18 protein-coding genes and 1 pseudogene are annotated in these 17,528 nt (G+C 60.6%); 9 read left to right on the top strand and 10 right to left on the bottom strand.

From position 1 onward, the window contains the following. The first annotated feature begins 208 nt into the window (after nt 1-208). Nucleotides 209-2,362, top strand: a complete 2,154-nt coding sequence (locus tag CAG29_RS29055; RefSeq protein WP_085694877.1) for an SEC-C metal-binding domain-containing protein — start codon at nt 209-211, stop codon at nt 2,360-2,362. A 219-nt stretch (nt 2,363-2,581) separates the two neighbouring features. On the opposite strand, the pseudogene CAG29_RS29050 reads toward CAG29_RS29055, so the two are convergent. Then, nucleotides 2,582-2,746 (bottom strand): annotated as a pseudogene (locus tag CAG29_RS29050) (DUF6124 family protein); the annotation flags it as partial. 5 nt (nt 2,747-2,751) lie between these two features. Between CAG29_RS29050 and CAG29_RS17555 the strand changes: the two are divergent. After that, entirely contained in the window at nt 2,752-3,093 is a 342-nt protein-coding gene (locus tag CAG29_RS17555) for a DUF3916 domain-containing protein (protein WP_139831506.1), read from the top strand. A 142-nt stretch (nt 3,094-3,235) separates the two neighbouring features. On the opposite strand, the gene CAG29_RS17550 is transcribed toward CAG29_RS17555, so the two are convergent. Together CAG29_RS17550 and CAG29_RS17545 are read right to left on the bottom strand one after the other, a co-directional pair. Further along, the gene (locus tag CAG29_RS17550; RefSeq protein ID WP_085694876.1) at nt 3,236-3,847 is read right to left on the bottom strand and encodes a hypothetical protein; all 612 of its coding nucleotides are present in this window, start codon (nt 3,845-3,847) and stop codon (nt 3,236-3,238) included. Between the two features lie 3 nt (nt 3,848-3,850). Further along, on the bottom strand, nt 3,851-4,234 hold the full coding sequence (locus CAG29_RS17545) for a hypothetical protein (RefSeq protein WP_256576816.1): 384 nt from the start codon (nt 4,232-4,234) through the stop codon (nt 3,851-3,853). Nucleotides 4,235-4,360: 126 nt separating this feature from the next. On the opposite strand from CAG29_RS17545, the gene CAG29_RS17540 reads away from it, so the two are divergent. Then, complete coding sequence (locus CAG29_RS17540; protein WP_139831505.1) at nt 4,361-5,713, top strand: hypothetical protein; 1,353 nt, start codon at nt 4,361-4,363, stop codon at nt 5,711-5,713. A gap of 36 nt (nt 5,714-5,749) precedes the next feature. Continuing rightward, nucleotides 5,750-6,118 (top strand): hypothetical protein, encoded by a 369-nt coding sequence (locus CAG29_RS17535; RefSeq protein WP_085580069.1) that lies wholly within the window; start codon nt 5,750-5,752, stop codon nt 6,116-6,118. Nucleotides 6,119-6,146: 28 nt separating this feature from the next. On the opposite strand, the gene CAG29_RS17530 is transcribed toward CAG29_RS17535, so the two are convergent. The 6 genes from CAG29_RS17530 to CAG29_RS17505 all read right to left on the bottom strand — a co-directional run bounded on the left by CAG29_RS17530 (nt 6,147) and on the right by CAG29_RS17505 (nt 10,690). Further along, entirely contained in the window at nt 6,147-7,220 is a 1,074-nt protein-coding gene (locus tag CAG29_RS17530; protein WP_371916633.1) for an NAD(P)/FAD-dependent oxidoreductase, read from the bottom strand. A 79-nt stretch (nt 7,221-7,299) separates the two neighbouring features. Continuing rightward, nucleotides 7,300-7,662, bottom strand: a complete 363-nt coding sequence (locus CAG29_RS17525; protein WP_085633920.1) for a DUF6124 family protein — start codon at nt 7,660-7,662, stop codon at nt 7,300-7,302. 445 nt (nt 7,663-8,107) lie between these two features. Then, nucleotides 8,108-8,524 carry a hypothetical protein gene (locus tag CAG29_RS17520; protein WP_085633922.1) on the bottom strand — a complete coding sequence of 139 codons (417 nt, stop codon included), beginning with the start codon at nt 8,522-8,524 and terminating at the stop codon, nt 8,108-8,110. Between the two features lie 351 nt (nt 8,525-8,875). Beyond that, complete coding sequence (locus CAG29_RS17515) at nt 8,876-9,304, bottom strand: hypothetical protein (RefSeq protein WP_139831332.1); 429 nt, start codon at nt 9,302-9,304, stop codon at nt 8,876-8,878. Nucleotides 9,305-9,398: 94 nt separating this feature from the next. Then, the gene (locus CAG29_RS17510) at nt 9,399-9,707 is read right to left on the bottom strand and encodes a cupredoxin family copper-binding protein (RefSeq protein WP_085694873.1); all 309 of its coding nucleotides are present in this window, start codon (nt 9,705-9,707) and stop codon (nt 9,399-9,401) included. 14 nt (nt 9,708-9,721) lie between these two features. Beyond that, on the bottom strand, nt 9,722-10,690 hold the full coding sequence (locus tag CAG29_RS17505) for a metallophosphoesterase (RefSeq protein ID WP_085633926.1): 969 nt from the start codon (nt 10,688-10,690) through the stop codon (nt 9,722-9,724). 153 nt (nt 10,691-10,843) lie between these two features. Between CAG29_RS17505 and CAG29_RS17500 the strand changes: the two genes are divergently transcribed. The 3 genes from CAG29_RS17500 (at nt 10,844) to gcvH (ending at nt 12,842) form a co-directional block, all read left to right on the top strand. After that, nucleotides 10,844-11,356, top strand: coding sequence for a sigma-70 family RNA polymerase sigma factor (locus CAG29_RS17500; protein ID WP_085633928.1), 513 nt, complete (start codon nt 10,844-10,846; stop codon nt 11,354-11,356). Continuing rightward, nucleotides 11,349-12,092: an anti-sigma factor gene (locus CAG29_RS17495; RefSeq protein WP_085694872.1), complete on the top strand. Its 744-nt coding sequence runs from the start codon at nt 11,349-11,351 to the stop codon at nt 12,090-12,092. Before CAG29_RS17500 ends, CAG29_RS17495 begins: the two co-directional genes overlap by 8 nt. Nucleotides 12,093-12,281: 189 nt before the next feature. After that, nucleotides 12,282-12,842 carry a glycine cleavage system protein GcvH gene (gene gcvH / locus CAG29_RS17490; RefSeq protein ID WP_256576817.1) on the top strand — a complete coding sequence of 187 codons (561 nt, stop codon included), beginning with the start codon at nt 12,282-12,284 and terminating at the stop codon, nt 12,840-12,842. 122 nt (nt 12,843-12,964) lie between these two features. Here the strand turns inward: gcvH and CAG29_RS17485 are convergent, their stop codons facing one another. Beyond that, the gene (locus CAG29_RS17485) at nt 12,965-13,849 is read right to left on the bottom strand and encodes a LysR family transcriptional regulator (protein ID WP_085637527.1); all 885 of its coding nucleotides are present in this window, start codon (nt 13,847-13,849) and stop codon (nt 12,965-12,967) included. Nucleotides 13,850-13,982: 133 nt separating this feature from the next. On the opposite strand from CAG29_RS17485, the gene CAG29_RS17480 reads away from it, so the two are divergent. Continuing rightward, nucleotides 13,983-15,629, top strand: a complete 1,647-nt coding sequence (locus CAG29_RS17480) for a GMC family oxidoreductase (protein ID WP_085694879.1) — start codon at nt 13,983-13,985, stop codon at nt 15,627-15,629. A 127-nt stretch (nt 15,630-15,756) separates the two neighbouring features. Next, a complete protein-coding gene (locus tag CAG29_RS17475) occupies nt 15,757-17,379 on the top strand; it encodes an MFS transporter (protein WP_085694870.1) in 1,623 nt (540 codons plus the stop codon). The last annotated feature ends 149 nt before the right edge of the window (nt 17,380-17,528 follow it).

Here is a 17,528-nt window from a genome sequence, read left to right as displayed (position 1 = left end):
GGTTGGGGGGTGGGGGGTTTGAGGTTGGGGGATGAAGAGGCTACTTTTCGGATCAGTTCGTTGACTTCTGAAATGTTTTTTTCGACTAAAAGCAGTCACTCAACGAGTCGAAAAGTTTGCGAAGCGTTAGTTTGGCGCCAGCAGAACCAAGTACGTTTGGCCTATCTTTTCATTTGAATCAGGCCTCTGGCTGCGAGGAGTGATGAGTATGTTTTTTACTGACCGAAGTGAATCTGATGTATTTGCTGACCTTGCCACACTCACGTCCCAACCTGGATATATCCATGCAATGGCTAAGATCTGCCATCGCGATAATCTAATCGCCTATCAGGGCGACTACTCCGCTTCCAACTTAGAGAGAATGTTCGATCCCGACCGGCTGATCAGGACGGAAATTACAACGTTACTGGGTCTAATGATGCGTCAACCGTTAGATCTGAATCTGCCAACTCCTGACAGAGTCCAAGAACTTGTATCGCGCAGTGACAAACTGATGGAGGAATTGCATCAGGCGATGAGCCGTCCTATGTTCGAATCAATAGGGCGCCAAGCTGCGGATGCGGAAGATAAGCAGGATTTCTGGGATGGCCTAAAGATGAGGGAACCAATCTTCTACGCCGCTGAGTCTGCATATACCTTCCAGTACCGTGACCTCTTCGTAGAAAAATATATCCGCGATGATGATTGGCTCCGAAAAAACAAGGGATTTACTACCCAGCAGGCGCAATTGGTCGCGCGGACGATGTGCTCGCTCATGGATTCTCGCGCAACCAACGTGATCCACAGAGGTAAAGAGACAGAGACGTCTTCTGAATCACTGTTGGCTCATTTTGAATTTACGCCTAGTGAAATTAGCCAACGAGCCGGTTTGGATATTGTCATCGTCCAGGCGGTGTTCGACGCACTGACGTTCACAGGCCAAAACTCCCAATTCAGAGAGCTGGGAGATTTCAACGGTGTAGCTGCTACACCGTTATTACCCACTGGCCGAGGGTCAGTGCTACTTTTCCTTCACTACGCCATCTATGAGGCACTCTACGAGTCACCTTTTTTCTGGATGAACAGTGACGAGACTTACAAACAAGCAGCTTCGGATAACCGAGGAGCATTCGTCGAAAATTTTTCCCATAAAAGGTTAGCGGCTGTATTCGGAGCGGCCAATGTTCACTCGAATGTCAATCTCATTGATGGCAAAAACACTGTTGGGGAGGCCGATGTTCTTGTGATCTTTGGCGATCGGATGATCATCGTCCAGGCCAAAGCAAAAAAACTGACCCTAGCTGCACGTAAAGGTAACGATGGTCAGTTGAAGCTGGATTTCGCTGCAGCGATTCAGAAGGCATCTGACCAAGGTTGGGAGTGTGCCAATGCCATACTTTCGGGCAAGTGCCGGATGGTAGATCACCAAGGGCGCGAAATCGCGCTACCAAGTTCTATCAAGGAAATCTACCCATTCTGTGTCGTTTCCGATCACTACCCCGCGCTTGCATTCCAAGCGAACCAATACCTGAAATATCAAACGACCGGGGTCATCCAGGCGCCTCTTGTGATGGACGTTTTTCTTCTCGACGTCCTCGCTGAAATGCTTGATACGCCGCTTCGTCTGCTGAGCTATGCGCGTTTGCGCGCTACAGCCACAGGCAAACTCATGATGAGTCATGAGCTGACCGCTCTGGCATACCATCTACGCCAAAATATGTGGCTCAATCCTGATTTCAACATGGTCGCCCTCGATGACTCGATAGCAAGCGATCTAGATGCTGCGATGACTGTCAGGAGAGAAGGCGTACGAGGAAAAAGAGTACCGCCCGGCATCTTGACAGTTATGCAAGGAACGCTTTACGAGCACCTAATAATACAAATCGAGCATCGTGCTGATCCGGCAATCCTAGAACTAGGATTTACTCTCTTATCCATGAGTGAGGACTCATGTCGCAACATCCATGATGGTCTGAGCGGGATCACTGCGCTAGCAAAAAAAGATGGGATGCGTCATGACTTCACAATTGAAATTAATACTGGCGAGACTGGAATAACCTTTCACTGCAATCCGAACTCGGATAGTGCGGCGATACGAGCCTTGCAACTGCATTGTGAGAAACGTAAATACAAGCAAGGGTCACCCATGTGGTTTGGCGTATCGCTGAGTCCTGAGGGAAGTCTCCAGTTCGGTGTAACACTAAATACGCCCTGGTCTAAATCACCCGAAATGGATGAACTGACGAAGGACATGAAAGCTCCAGCTCGAATTAGCACATTGGTAAAGTCATTGAAAAAGAGTCTACGACCTCAAAAATGTGGCAGAAATGATCCATGCCCGTGTGGTAGCGGAAAGAAATATAAAAAATGTTGTATACCCTGAATGCGAATATTTGTGGTAACTGCGGTATTCATTGACCTGTCTGCTCGACAGATTGACGTTCCAGTTGTCCAGAAACATGCTTGGACAAAGACCTCTGCGAGTGAAGGGAAAGCAGCCATTGCGATTGACTCCCTCCCAGCAAAAACCGAGGAGACATGCAAACAAGCAACTTGATCGCACGTCCCACCGTATTACCAGTCCTCGCAAAACGCGCCAGCCCTACCCCTTCGGCTCCACGTTATCCAACGCCTGCCCCACCGCCACCTCCCCCAACATCACCAACTGCGCAATCCCAATCGCGGTTCGGCGATGACCAGCGTCCAGCACGGCGGCAAAGTTGTTGAGCATTTCGGAGGCGGCGCCGAGGTTTTCGCAGGCGTTGGCCCCGCATTGAGCACGAGCGCTACTCAAACTGGAAAATCCCGGTAATCAATACCCTCGTTGAGGGCCCGCAAGCACGTATCGAAGTGCGGGCCTTCTGTGTTCAGCAATTGCTCGAAGCAGCGGCGCACCTTTCCCGCGCTGCGGATCGCAGTCAGGGCTACTACCGCATCGCTTGCCTACTGACATGGCCCTGGTTGCACCAGAGTGAGGTCACTGTGTTCTATGACCGTGAGTATTACTTGAGCTTTCTGGGGCAACATAACTCGCTTGCCCCGGAACACTTGAGCGATAGGCTTGACTTGGATGTGCCCGAACAATTCATTGAGCATGGGCATGATGTGACCTAGGACGATGATGAAGTCGAGGTAAAGTGGTGGTGTATCGGGTAGCGTGCCTGATCAATGGATTGGGCACGGGGCGGTCTTTTTAATTGGGCGGACTATCGCGGTTTACAGCAGTGGATTTTGCGCCGCTCCCTGACCACCTAGGCTACAACAACGTTAACTCCAAGCTCCTAACCCATTCCTCTGACGCTGAATACCTCGCATAGTAGTCAACCCTTTCAGACGCGCTTAAATTAGAAAAGAACCCAAAAAAGTAGCTATCGTCATAGTAGCCTTGTGCACCCTGCATATCACCGCCCCACCAAGACGCATTGTAATTCTCAAACACAATCCACGGCGGAGGAACTGCAAACCTCTTCTCGCAAAGACTTTCCAAGAAACCAATATCATTGGTAATTAACCGAACCGTCGCGACTTTAAACTCCCTTCTTGATACAGAAACAACTAATCGAATATTTTGAATTTCATCCAGACAGCACCGCATCACCAAGCCATTTAAATCAATTTCATCGCAAGCACTAAAACGTTCATCTACCAGAGCTTGAAACTCACCGACATCCGCCACATCCATAACAAAATCCGAATAGAACGCCTGCACCCCCAAACCAACTAACGAGACAAAAACAGGATAGCAGCACTCCCCACGAGGAAACTCTTGCAGTTCGGCCCTAAAAATCGCCTTAAGCTCTGAAATCGAATACCCAAGAACGCTCTCTTCGGAGGCCGGCTGAAAAAACCGTTTTATAAATCCAAACAACACTCACTCCTTCCCAGGGCACTTAAACGCCCAAGCGTAAACCTTCATTCCCTTAACCTCCTCCCCAACAGCCCCCACACCAAGACAAACCCCATCCTTGATGTAATTGAAGCTGCAATACCTAACCCCTTCCGTACAAGACTCAATCTCCGAGTAGCCCTTCCTCACAAGGATGCTCTCCACCCCAAACTCACCCGCGTAGGTAGGGTTCGGCTTCCACCCGCTGTTGATCAACGCCTTTCTGGCACTGACAAACGGCATCCCCTCTTTGATAGGAACATCGACTGCCTGAGCAGAGAAACTGACCACACAAAAGAGGCCGACAAGCAGTTTTCTCAGTTCCATTTTGCCGTCCACCAAATCCCTTATGTGTTTTTTCCAGTTCATCGTACTCAGTGCAGGGCTGACCCGACGGTTTCCAGCGAGCCGTTCCAAATCCCCCCCTGAACAGGCATGCTACCCCCACGCCACCGTTCAAATTCAGGGATATTCAGCTTCATGTGGAAAAGTTGGTTGCAACGATTCATCGGCAAAACGCCCGCCACGGCAGACACCCTAAGCCACACAGCCGCAGCCATCGCAACCCCAAGCACCACAGCCACGCCACCAGATCCCTCCCCCCTCCGTGACTGGACGTTGCTTATCACCTCGTGGAGCGGATTCGACCGGGAAGCCGGCCTGCAGGCGGTCAGGTCTTCTCTGTCGGCGGAACGGTTGGCGGCGATCATCGTGCGGCTCAATGATTGGGTGCCTCAGGTTCGCGCAGTCGCGCGTGAGGCTTTCGAAGACTACCTGACGCCGCAGCATGCCGGTTGGCTGGTCGCTCAAATGCCCGCCATTCTGGCGCTTGAGCATCGCCATCGCGACGACCACCGTTCGACGATCAACAAGCTTGAAGCATTGCTGGCAACGCCTGAATGCGTCGAGCGCTGCGCGGCGGGTTTCGACGCCAGCCGAGGCTCGTGCGCGCGGTTGCTGTTTCGGGTGCTCGTTCAGACGAAGGTTGAGGATGAGCGGGAGGCGTTTCTGGTGGCGTGCCTTCACCACGTCGACTTCAGCGTGCGCCGCTTGGCGCTCGGCAAGGCGATGGAGCTTGAGCCGGCGTCGGCCCAGCGGGCCATCGCGTTCGGGCTCGCCAGCAAGAGCAGCATCCTCAGGAGGCAGTCGTTCCTGGAAGCGATCCGCTTGCAGACCGGCCGCACACAATTGATCGAAGCGTTTTTGCTGGATCCGTCGCCAGCGGCACGGTCCACTGCGCTATGGGCCGCCGGAAAGTACGGCGTCGACCCGTTGCAGATGCTGCAGGCCCAGTTGGCGGGCGAGCTGCCTGCCACAAAGGCCCGCTGGCTCGGCCTGCTCGGGTTGGCGCAGGACCTGAAGCTGCGTATTCCTGAACACTGGATGACCGCAGCCTTGAGCCAAAGCAGCGGCGCGGTGCGTTCGCTCGTGTTGATGCTCGAAGGGGAAGGCAACCCTGAGAGGCTGATCGCCGCGGTCGCAGAGCCGGCCCGGGCCGTTTTTGAGGCCGGCGTCCTGGGTTTACGCACTCAGCCTTGGAGCGTCATCGGCTCGCCGTTCACCCATCAGCTCGACACGATCTGGGCAACGCTGTCACCCACCCGACGCCTGGCGCTCCTTGGACTGATGCCCAAGTGGAGCCAGGCAGGGTATCTGCTCCAGCAACTCAACCACAGCCCTAGCGAGCCGTCGGCGCTTGAGCAGCTCAGCGTTTGGGTCGACAGCCAGCCCTACGCCATCAACGACCGAGAGACGCCAAAGGACGAGCGTGACCGGATCGTTGAACAGCTGAAGGCAATGGAGGCCGCTCGGACATTGCCTGCGGGCTCCGTGGCCAGGCTGATTTGAAAGGGCGTTAGCCCAGAACGGGAAGAAGGAACACTCATGCAGATCATCACCCTCGATCGAGACAGCGTGCATGCTGGGGATGACCTGCACAGCCACAGGACTTCGATCAGGATCGATCCCACCGCCACGCTGGACGGCTTGTTCGAAGCGATACAAGGCACCGGCTACCTTCCCGGCATCAGTGGCGGACTGGCGACCTGGATCATCTGTTCATCCGGCAAGCCCATCGGTGTTTTTGCTCAGCAATGGCCCACGCCTAAGTGGCTTGTCCCGGCCGAGCGCACTGTCGGTCAATTTTTTGCGGGGGCCGAACCTTCGCTGCTGTTCCGGTATTGGTGCCAGGCGAATCCAGACGCTGTCTTTTCCCACATCAACGCCGGAGATGAGCCGCCGTCCCGGTTCTAGGATTTGTCCGAGACCTGCTAGCACCCCACTAAGCCCGGAAAAACCGATCCGGCCGACAAGGATCAAGCTCTCCTGCCACCCTTCCGTCGATGATCTCCTCACTGACAAGCCGCCCCACCACCGCCGCCAACACAACCCCAGGGTGCATGGCGCACACATAGACACCGCCCACATTGGGCAGATAACCAATGACGGGAACGCCATCGGCCGGCATGGGCCTGAGGCCGACGCAGGCCCACTCCGGTTCAAGGGACTCAGCCCCCTGGAGTGCATTCTGGATGGCTTGGGCCGTTCGGCGTGCGATCGCTGCCGGTTGGTTTTCTGCGGTGTCGTCCAGGTAATCCTCTGCCGCCAGCAACGCGCCGTCCGCGCTTTGCCGCACTTCCATGTCGGGGCTGGAGATGAGGGTGTGGACGAGGTTGGGCGGTGCGCTGTAGCGGATGAAAATAGCGGGCGAGGCGTTGATGGGCAGAGGCGCGCCGAGCTGCTCTGTGAGCTTCGCGGTGGCTGTGCCGGCGGCCAAGAGGACAACATCGGCATGGAGGGTGCCTCGGGTGGTTTCGACGGCGGTCACCCTTTCGGCCTGGGTCACGAAACCGAGCACTCGCGTCTGGGTGAGGATCTTCGCTCCGTGTGCCTTGGCGCCTGCGATCAGTGCATGCGAGGCGGCCACGGCGTCCAGCGCGCCTTCTTGCGCCGCGTACCCGGCGGATTGAGGCGGGTTCTTGAGGTTGGGTTCGAGGTCGAGGATCTGCGAACGGGTCACCCGGTTGGCCGGCGGTACGTCACCCGCCGTCACGCCGTAGGTCAAGGCGCCTGTCCAGCGAATCTTCAGGTCGGGCACCTGGGTTTCGAGCCGGTGGTATTCCTCGATGGCAACCCCGCGCAGTGGCGCAATCGGGTCGGGTTCGGGGTGCGAGGTGTTGAGCCAGGCGAATGAGCGGCCGGTCACGCCCGATGCGATCTCTTCGGCCTCGACCACGGTGACCTGCGCACCGTGCCGGGCCAAGTGATACGCCAGCGATGCGCCGACGATGCCTGCGCCCACGATGATGATTCGTTTGTCCTGACCACCTTCCATATCAACCTCCGTTCTGTCGATGTGCCGATGGTAGGACAGAGGGGCCTGCAACCCAAGCCATCAGATGCAGGCCCCGCCGTCGTCGCAAAACGCGTCAGCCCTACTCCTTCGGCTCAACGTTATCCAACGCCTGCCCCACCGCCACTTCCCCCAGCATCACCAACTGCGCGATGCCGATCGCGGTGCGGCGGTGGCCGGCGTCGAGGACGGCGGCGAAGTTGTTGAGCATTTCGGAGGCGGCGCCGAGGTTTTCGCAGGCGTTGGCCAGCAGGGATTCGGTGTCGTAGGCCGGGTTGGGCAGGTACATGGGTTCGGCCGCGTTGGCGCTGGCCATGATGGAGGGGGCCGGGTTGAGGTAGTGGTCGAGGGCGCGTTCGGCGGCTTCGTTGAGTTTTCTGGAATCGATGGATTCGTAGGGGGATGCCGGATCGAGGATGGGCGGGTTGGGTGTGGGTTTGATCATGGTGAATCTCCTAATTGGTGAAAGGAGCCTTCACCCTCGCTACCAAACGAAGGTGGCGGCCAATACGCGGGTTGGTAGACCGGTAACTAGGAACCCGGCGCACCCGAGGGTGCCCTGCGCATGGCCACCATAAACCGCAGACTTTTAGCGAGTCTGGAGGGGTGACGCTATGCGACTAGTTAATCCGGGCTACCAAACCCGATCACTGTTTCCCAGTGACCCGAAAACGATAAAACCCGCACCCCAGCCGCACAAGCCGGCGGATTCTGGCCCACGCGTAGGCCATGGCGCAAGGCATCGTGGGCATTGACCCATGACCGGATGCGTCACTTAAACAGCAACGCCGACAGCTGTTGAAACGGCCCGCCACCGAACCGCTTCAGAAAAAGGGGACTGATGTATTTGAGCAATACATCAGTCCCCCTTTGCCCCATTTACAAGCTCGTTACTGACCCGCGTCACCGCCATTGGGTTCGGCAGGCGCCTGGGGGCATTCATCGGCCCATCGCGTCACCGTCATGTCTTTGAGTTGCTCACCGATGGTGTCGATGCGCAAGCAGGCGCCTTTCTTTGAATAGAACAGGATGCAGCGCGAGCTATCAAAGGAGCAGGTATCAAGTTCCAGGAATTTGCGTGCAGCCAGCTCGCGCTCGACACCGCTGTACTCATAGCCATCGCGGGTGTGCATCGGGGTTGGCTCCCATCCTTGTTTGATCAACTTGGACCTGGCCGCCACCAAAGATTCACCGACGGCGATGCCTGCTGGCCCCTGTTTGTCGTTTATCGCCTGTGAACCACCGGCAAATGCCAAGCTGGTTCCCGCGCCATACATTGCGAGGAGCAAGAGGATCGGGGCCTTCATTTCGCAGTGCCTCCAGCTGACTTGTAGCTCGCCAAGAACTTTGGATACTCGGCGTAGGGTTGGGGTGGATAGTGGTTCTTCTTGCCAGGCCCTTCCGGGACCCAGTGACCCGAAAACGATAAAACCCGCCCCCCAAGGCGCACAAGGCGTACAAGGCGTACAAAGCGGCGGATTCTGGCCCACGCGTAGGCCATGGCGCAAGGAATCGTGGGCATCGACCCATGACCGGATGCGTCACTTAAACAGCAGCGCCGACAGCTGTTGAAACAACCCGCCACCGAACCGCTTCAACATGAAACCTGGCCCCCTCCGGGCGAAGGGGGTCAGGCAAACAGGAAGGTGTCGCAGAACTTAGACAGGGTCACCGGCAGGCCCCACCGGCACGACAGCGGCAACCGCTGCCACCGGTGCGATCACTGGCGCCTCCTGGGCCTTCTTCACCGCGACCTTCTTCAGTTCCTTGGCCTGGGTGGCGTACGTCAGGGCGGTGTTCCAGAAGCCGGAGCCGCCGCTGGCCAACAGGCCCAGGCAGACGACGCCGAAGTCGCTTCTCAAGAACGGGATGTCCGCCGGAATCGCTTCCCGGGACAACAGCACCGTCACCACGCCGCCGACCACGGCCAGTATCTGCAGGTAGGATCGGCGCCGCGCCTCGACCTTCGCATCGTCGCTGGTCTGATTCAGCATCGGAATGAAGCCTTTGACGATCTCGACCAGCCGTTCGGTGGCGATGCTCATGCCCAGTACAAAACCAATCAATGAAATCAGAGTGTTGTCCATAACGGTCTCTTCGCGCGCAGGGTTCATGGGGGGTGGCCCCGCAGGACCACTCCTTCACTATAGGCCGCGGCACGGGGCACGCTTGGGCGGGTGCTCATGGGGTCACCACGATCTTGCCGATCATCTGCGGGTGCAGCACGCAGAAGTAGTCGAACTCGCCGGGCGTATCGAACACCCAGGAGAACGTGTCATCGGTGTCCAGCGCCCCCGAGCGGAACGCCTTGTGGGTTTCCGCCACGGTGTGGGGGATCTGGTCGTCGTTCACCCACGTCACTTTGGTGCCCACGGCCACGGTCAGGTCCTTGGGGCCGAACATGAATTCCTTGATGTCGATCTTCACGTCCTGCGCCCACGCCGGCGTCGACAGCATCAGGCCGACCACGGCCAACAGTCGCGTTTTCATTTGCCTGCCCTCCCCTAGACCAGTGTCGAGTCGATCAGCGCCAACGGGTGCTCGCCCTGGGTCGCCCGCACGTCGGTGAGGCCCAGGTAGTTGCGCAACTGGTCGGCGGCGACGGTCATCGGCCCCGGCGACGGCGCCGCCCCCGGTGCCGGCTGCGGGTACGCCGTGCCGCGGGCCGTGTGGAAGGTGATGTTGCCTTCGACCTTCTGGATGACCTGGTGGATGTGCCCGTTGAGCACCGTGACCGAGCCGTACTTGCGCAGCATCGCGATGGCCTGGTCGCCGTCCTCGGTGCCCCAGCCCCAGGGCTGGTAGATCGTCCACAGCGGAATGTGGGTGAACACCACGACGGGCGTGCTGGTGGCCACGGCCCGCAGGTCGTCGGCCAGCCAGGCCAGTTGCTCGGCGCCGAGGTTGGCTTCGCGGCCGGCCTGGAAGTTGAACACGTTGACCAGCGCGATGAAGTGCACGCCGTGGTCGTCGAAGCTGTACCAGCCGTTGCCCTTGGTGCCCTTGCCGTAGCGTTCCAGGTAAAGCTTGCCGCCGCCCTCGTCGAGGGTGTCGTGCTCGCCCGGCACGTAGTGCACGGGGGACGGCAGGCCTTTGAGCAATTGCGCGGCGGTGTCGAACTCTTCGGCCTTGGACAGGTGCGTGATGTCGCCGGTGTGCAGGATCAGCGCAGGCCGCTTGGGCAGCGCGACGACTTTGTCGATGGCCGCTTGCAGGGTCTTGGCCGGCTCCGGGTTGGCTTCCTTGTTGAAGCCGATGTGCGAGTCGCTGATCTGCACGAAGTGGAAGGTGCTGTCCAGGGCCTTGGGGTCGCTGACGTTGCCCGCCGCGTCCAGCGCGAACGCCCGGGGAACGCCGCCGCTCAGGGCCCAGAGCACCCCGGCGCCGGCCCACGCCGAACATTTGAGCAGTGTGCGGCGGTCAGGGTTGGCCGGGCCGTCGGTGCGCCGGGGGTGATTTGATCGAATGTCCATCGGTGTGTCCTCGCTGGCGGGCTACAGTGATGTAGCCGACAGGGAATGAACCTTTCGGGGCGCGGGTTTATTCCGCATCGAAAAACAAATTCTTTTCAGGGAATAAAAGGCGAAGCATCACGGTTATAGGGGTGTGACGGTGCGGGAATCACTATGACGCGATTCGAGGAACTGATTGCGCCCCATCTGGACGCCGCCTATAACCTCGCGCGCTGGCTCACCGGCAACGACAGCGCCGCGCGCGACGTCGTGCAGGAAAGCGCCTTGCGCGCCTTTCGGTTCTTGCAGCGTTTCGCCGAGGGCAACGCCAAGGCGTGGTTCCTGACCATCGTGCGCAACGAAAGCTACACCTGGCTCAAGGCTTCGGCCGGCCACCGCTGGGTGGCCATCGATGACGACCTGAGCGTCGACGAAACGGCGCCCGCCCACCAGCAGGGCCCGGAGCTTTCGGCCATCCACACGGAAAACGCGGCGTTGCTCCAGCAGGCGCTGTGTGCCCTGCCGCCGGCCTTTCGCGAGGTGATTGTGCTGAAGGAGCTGGAAGACATGCCCTACAAGGACATCGCCCTAGTGGCGGACATTCCCATCGGCACCGTCATGTCGCGGCTCGCCCGGGCCCGCGCCCTGCTCAAGCTCGAACTGCTGAAGTTGCACGACCATGAATGAATTCGACTGCACGGTTTGCCGCACCCAGCTGCATGGTTACCTGGATCAGGCACTCGACCCGGCGGCAGCGGCGCAGGTCGCGGCGCACCTGGCCACGTGCGTCGGGTGCGCGCAGTTGCATGACGAGTACCGCTCGCTCAAGGCCGCCGTGAAGCGCCACGCGGCGTATTACCCGGCGCCGCCCGGGTTGGCGGCCAGTGTGTTGGCGGCGGTCGAACCGGCCCCGCGCACCGCCGGGCGCTGGCGCTCATGGTTCGCGCCGGCGTTCTCCGCCGCCGCGTTGGCCCTGGCGATGGTGCTTTACGTGGCGACGCCGGGCGGCGAACAGCCGCTGATGGATGAGGCGGTCTCCAGCCACGTGCGCTCGCTGATGGGCGGGCACCTGAACGATGTGGTGTCCTCCGACCGCCACACCGTCAAGCCCTGGTTCACCGGCAAGCTCGACTTCTCGCCGCCGGTGGCCGACTACGCGGCGCACGGCTTCCCGCTGCTGGGCGGGCGGCTGGACTACCTGCAGCACCAGACGGCGGCGGCCCTGACCTATGGCCGGGCCAAACACGTGATCAATGTGTTCATCCTGCCCACGCCGGGGGCCGATCAGCCGCAGCAGGTGCAGACGATACGCGGCTTCAACGTGGTGTCGTGGCAGGCGGATCACATGCGTTTCGTGCTGGTGTCCGATGTGGAGAAAGGTGAGCTGGAGGCGTTGAGCCGGTTGTTGGGCAACGGGGCTTGAGCGGCAGCGTTGGCGCGTGCGCCGCAATGCCGTTTGCCCGACGTTACTTTTTTTCGATGGACGGGAAGTACGAGGCCGGGCCCTTGGGTTTGGTGTCATCGGTCATGGGGCGGGCTCCTGGGTTTGATGACGGATTGAAGTCCAGAACGCCCGGGGCGTCCAGCGGACGACGCTTTTTTCGATCTATCCGTGATTGAGGGAATCGCCAAACGCTCTAACGGACTGTCATTTCTGTCAGGTCACTTTTGGCCGGGTTCTGATTACGCTGGCCCCATTCACGGAATGGCTGGATGGCGAAGCGAGCCAAAAAAGCGTGACCTGCTGCGCAGGAACGAGCTCCCTCGCCACAGGGATAATTCAATCGACCTGGAGTGGATCGAGATGGGGAAAATGTATACGACGGAACATGAGTGGCTGTTGTTCGACAGGGATATCGTGACGGTGGGCATTACGGTTCATGCCCAGGATGCGTTGGGCGATATTGTCTACGTTGGTTTACCGAACATCGGCACAAACGCCAGTCAGGGTGAATACATAGCTGAAGTAGAGTCGGTGAAGTCAAAATCCGAAATATTGGCTCCCGTCTCCGGAGAAGTGATTGCGATCAATGAGGCGCTGAATGACTCCCCCGAACTCGTCAATGAAAGCCCGGAGGATCAGGGATGGTTGTTCAAGATCAGAACCTCTGAAAGAAGCAATCCGGCCTGGATGAGCAAATCGGCCTACGACGAGTACGTGAAGAACCGCTAGGACACCGCACCTGTGGTGAGGGGGCTTGTCGAATCGTCGCACCCCAGCGGGACGGTGCGACGATTCGACAAGCCCCTTTACCACAGAAACAATGCTTCAACCCAGCAACGTTCTGCGCCACTTCACCCCTGCAACAACCCCCGCTCCGCCTCGCACAGGCTCACCACATAATCCCAGACCACCCGCAGCCGCACCGACTTGTGCAGTTCCCGCCGGGTGCTGATCCAGTAGCTGCGCTCGATGCTTTCGTCGGGCAGCAGCGGCACCAGCTCCGGGTCGGACGCGGCCATGTAGCACGGCAGCACGGCGATCCCCAGCCCCGAGCGCGCCGCCTGTTGCTGGGCGATCACGCTGGTGCTGTGGAACACCACGCGGGGGTTGCGGCAGAAGCTGTTGAGGAACATCAGTTCCTGGCTGAACAGCAAGTCGTCGACGTAGCCGATCCAGGCGTGGCGGCCGAGGTCTTCGCGGCTGCGCAGCGGCGGCGCGCCGTCGAGGTAGGCGCGGCTGGCGTAGAGCGCCAGGCGGTAGTCGGTGAGTTTGCGGGTGACGAGCATGTCGGCCGCCGGGCGTTCGAGGTGGATGCTGATTTCCGCCTCGCGGTTGAGGATGCTGACGAAGCGCGGCACGGCCACCAGTTCCACCTCCAGCCCCGGATACCGCTCGAACAGCCCGCCCATGCGGCTGGCCAGGAACATGATGCCCAGGCCCTCGGTGACGCCGACGCGGATCTTGCCCAGCGGCGCGGTGGATTGGGTGATCTCCTCCTGGGCCAGCAGCGCGACGTTTTCCATGGCTTCGGCGTGCTTGAGCAGCGCCTCCCCCGCCGGGGTCATTTCGTAGCCCTGGGCGTGCTGGACGAACAGCGCGGTGCCCAGGCTCTTCTCGATGGCCTCGATGTGCCGGGCGACGGTGGCGTGGGTGGTGTTGAGCCGGCGGGCGGCGGTGAGCAGGCGGCCGCTGCGTTGCAGTTCCAGAAAGAAGCGCAGGTCATTCCAGTCGAACATCGCTTGTCCTTGTTGGCTACGCGGGAGGGGCGCTGTTTGAAAACGCACAGCGGCTGCGCAAAAACTAACATTCTTTTGACGAAAGCTAACAACTAGGATGACCGACAACAAAAACAAGAAGCGAGGTCAGGGAATGCAGACTTCCCTTGATGAATACGACTACATCGTGGTCGGCGCCGGTCCCGCCGGCTGCCTGCTGGCCAATCGGCTGTCGGCCGATGCCCGGCACCGCGTCCTGCTGCTGGAGGCCGGCGGGCGCGACAACTATCCCTGGATCCACATCCCCGTGGGTTACCTGTTCTGCATCGGCAACCCGCGCACCGACTGGTGCTTCAAGACCGAAGCGCAACCCGGCCTCAACGGCCGCGCGCTGAGCTACCCGCGCGGCAAGGTGCTGGGCGGCTGTTCCTCGATCAACGGCATGATCTACATGCGCGGCCAGGCCGGCGACTACGACGGCTGGGCCGCCGAGGGCAATCCCGGCTGGGCGTGGCGCGACGTGCTGCCGCTGTTCAAGCAGAGCGAAAACCACTTTGCCGGCGCCGCCGAGTTCCATGGCGACCAAGGCGAATGGCGGGTCGAGCAGCAGCGCCTGTCGTGGCCGATCCTGGATGCATTCCGCGAGGCCGCCGAGCAAAGCGGCATTGCCCGCATCGACGATTTCAACCAGGGCGACAACGAGGGCTGCGGCTACTTTCAGGTCAACCAGAAGGCCGGGGTGCGCTGGAATGCGGCCAAGGCGTTTCTCAAGCCGATCCGCGACCGGGCCAACCTGACCGTGCTGACCGGGGCCGAAGTGGACCGGGTGCTGTTCGAGGGCGGCCGGGCCAATACGGTCCGTGCACGCTGGCAAGGCCAGGCGAAGGCGTTCAAGGCGCGCAAGGAGATCGTGCTGTGCGCCGGCTCCGTGGGGTCGCCAAGCATTCTGCAGCGCTCCGGGATCGGCCCGCGGCCATTGCTGGAGCGCCTCGGCATCGGTGTCGTCCATGAACTGCCGGGCGTGGGCGGCAACTTGCAGGACCACCTGCAACTGCGGCTGATCTACAAGCTGGAGAACGCCCGCACCCTCAACCAGATCGCCGCCAGCCTGTGGGGCAAGATGGGCATGGGCCTGCGCTACCTGTATGACCGCAGCGGGCCGCTGTCGATGGCGCCGAGCCAGTTGGGCGCGTTCGCCCGCTCGGGGCCGGAGCAGACCTCGGCCAACCTTGAGTACCACGTGCAGCCGCTGTCGCTGGAGCGTTTCGGCGAACCGCTGCACTCCTTCCCCGCCTTCACCGCCTCGGTGTGCGACCTGCGTCCGCAGAGCCGCGGCCGGGTGGAGATCCGCTCGGCGGATCCCCAGGCGGCGCCGCTGATCCAGCCCGATTACCTCAGCCATCCCGAAGACTTGCGCGTGGCCGCCGACGCGATCCGCCTGACCCGGCGCATCGTCGCCGCCCCGGCCCTGCGCGTGTTCAACCCGGTGGAGTACCTGCCCGGCGCCAACCTGCAGACCGAAGAGGAACTGCACGAGGCGGCGGCGAAGATCGGCACGACGATTTTCCATCCGGTGGGCACCTGCCGCATGGGCCACGGGGCGGACGCGGTGGTGGACGCGCAGTTGCGCGTGCACGGCGTACCGGGCCTGCGCATCGCCGATGCCTCGATCATGCCGCGCATCACCTCGGGCAACACCTGTTCGCCTACGCTGATGATTGCCGAGAAGGCGGCGCAACTGATCCTTTCCCCGACCGTCGCCGCAGACCTTGCGGGAGCCAGCCTGCTGGCGATCTCCTGAATTACCGCTATCGCCAGCAGGCTGGCGCCTACAGGGGACGCTGCACCCGCTTCACAGACATCGCGCTTCACCGGGACACGCAACACCAGTGGAAACAACAAAAACAATCACTGTGAGGGATACCGATATGTCAGAACACGTTCAGCCGCTGGACGCCGTGGGCGCCACGCAGATCACCCCCGATACCCGCAAGGTCATCTTCGCGTCGTCCCTGGGGACGGTGTTCGAGTGGTATGACTTCTTCCTCTACGGCGCCCTGGCGGCGGTGATCAGCAAGCAGTTCTTCGCCGGGGTCAACGACACCACGGCGTTCATCTTCGCGCTGATGGCGTTCGCCGCAGGCTTCATCGTGCGGCCGTTCGGAGCGCTGGTGTTCGGTCGGCTGGGGGACATGATCGGGCGCAAGTACACCTTCCTGGCGACCATCATCCTGATGGGCGTGGCGACGTTCGCCGTGGGCCTGCTGCCGACATACGCCAGCATCGGCATCGCCGCGCCGATCATTCTGGTGGTGCTGCGCATGCTCCAGGGCCTGGCCCTGGGCGGCGAGTACGGCGGCGCCGCGACCTACGTGGCGGAGCACGCGCCCATCGGCAAGCGTGGGTTCCACACCAGCTGGATTCAGTCCACCGCCACCCTCGGCCTGCTGCTGTCGCTGCTGGTGGTGCTCGGCTGCCGCTACTTCACCGGCGATCAGTTCGAGGTGTGGGGCTGGCGCATTCCGTTCCTGCTGTCGATCGTGCTGCTGGGCATCTCCACCTGGATCCGCCTGAGCCTGCACGAGTCGCCCGCGTACCTGAAGATGAAAGAGGAAGGCAAGACCTGCAAAGCGCCGATCCGCGAGTCGTTCGGCAAGTGGGAAAACCTCAAGGTGGTGCTGACCGCGCTGTTCAGCATCAACGCCGGGCAAGCGGTGACCTTCTACGCGGCGCAGTTCTACGTGCTGTTCTTCCTCACCCAGTTCCTGAAGATGGACGCGGCGGTGGCCAACAGCCTGCTGATCGTCAGCGTGGTGATCGGCGCACCGTTCTTCATCATTTTCGGCTGGCTGTCGGACAAGGTCGGGCGCAAACCGGTGCTGATGATCGGCCTGCTGCTGGCCACGGCGCTGTACTTCCCGATCTTCAAGTCCCTGGCCCACTACGCCAACCCGGCCATCGACCAGGCCAGCCGCCAGGCGCCGATCACCGTGTCCGCCGACCCGGCCACCTGCACCTTCCAGTTCGATCCGGTGGGCAAGGCCAAATTCGACAGCCCGTGCGACAAGGTCAAGACCTTCCTGGTCAAGCAGGGCCTGCCCTACAACAGCGAAGCCCTGCCGGCCGGCAGCGGCGTGCAGGTGAGCGTCGGCGACGTCAAGCTCGACGGCTTCGACGAAGCCGCCCTGCGCGGCGCCGTGACCCTGGCCGGCTACCCGCAGCAGGCCGACATGCAGCAGATCAACAAGCCGATGATCGTCGCCCTGATCGTGGCGCTGATCATCATCTCCGCCATGTGCTACGGCCCCCTGGCGGCGCTGATGGTCGAACTGTTCCCGACCCGCATCCGCTACACCTCAATGTCGTTGCCCTACCACATCGGCAACGGCTGGTTCGGCGGCTTCCTGCCGACCGTGTCGTTTGCGCTGGTGGTGTACACCGGGGACATCTTCTACGGCTTGTGGTACCCGGTGCTGATCACCGGGGTGAGCCTGGTGGTGGGCATGCTGTGCCTGCGGGAGACCAAGAACATCGACCTGAACAAGAACTGACGCCGGTCCTTGTCGGCGAGGGGCACCCCTTCGCCGACCACGCTTCATCGGCTCGCCGTACCCCGCGCCTGCGCCCGGAAATTCTCGTCTACGCTAAACCTCACCAACGAAACCCTGCGACGCAGAAAGCGTTCGTGGCGTGGGGGTAC

It is taken from the genome of Pseudomonas sp. B7(2017) (assembly GCF_002112745.1).
In the GTDB taxonomy this organism is placed as follows: domain Bacteria; phylum Pseudomonadota; class Gammaproteobacteria; order Pseudomonadales; family Pseudomonadaceae; genus Aquipseudomonas; species Aquipseudomonas ekonensis.
The sequence above is the reverse complement of the archived record's forward strand: the minus strand, read 5'-3'. Positions and strand labels throughout refer to the sequence as shown.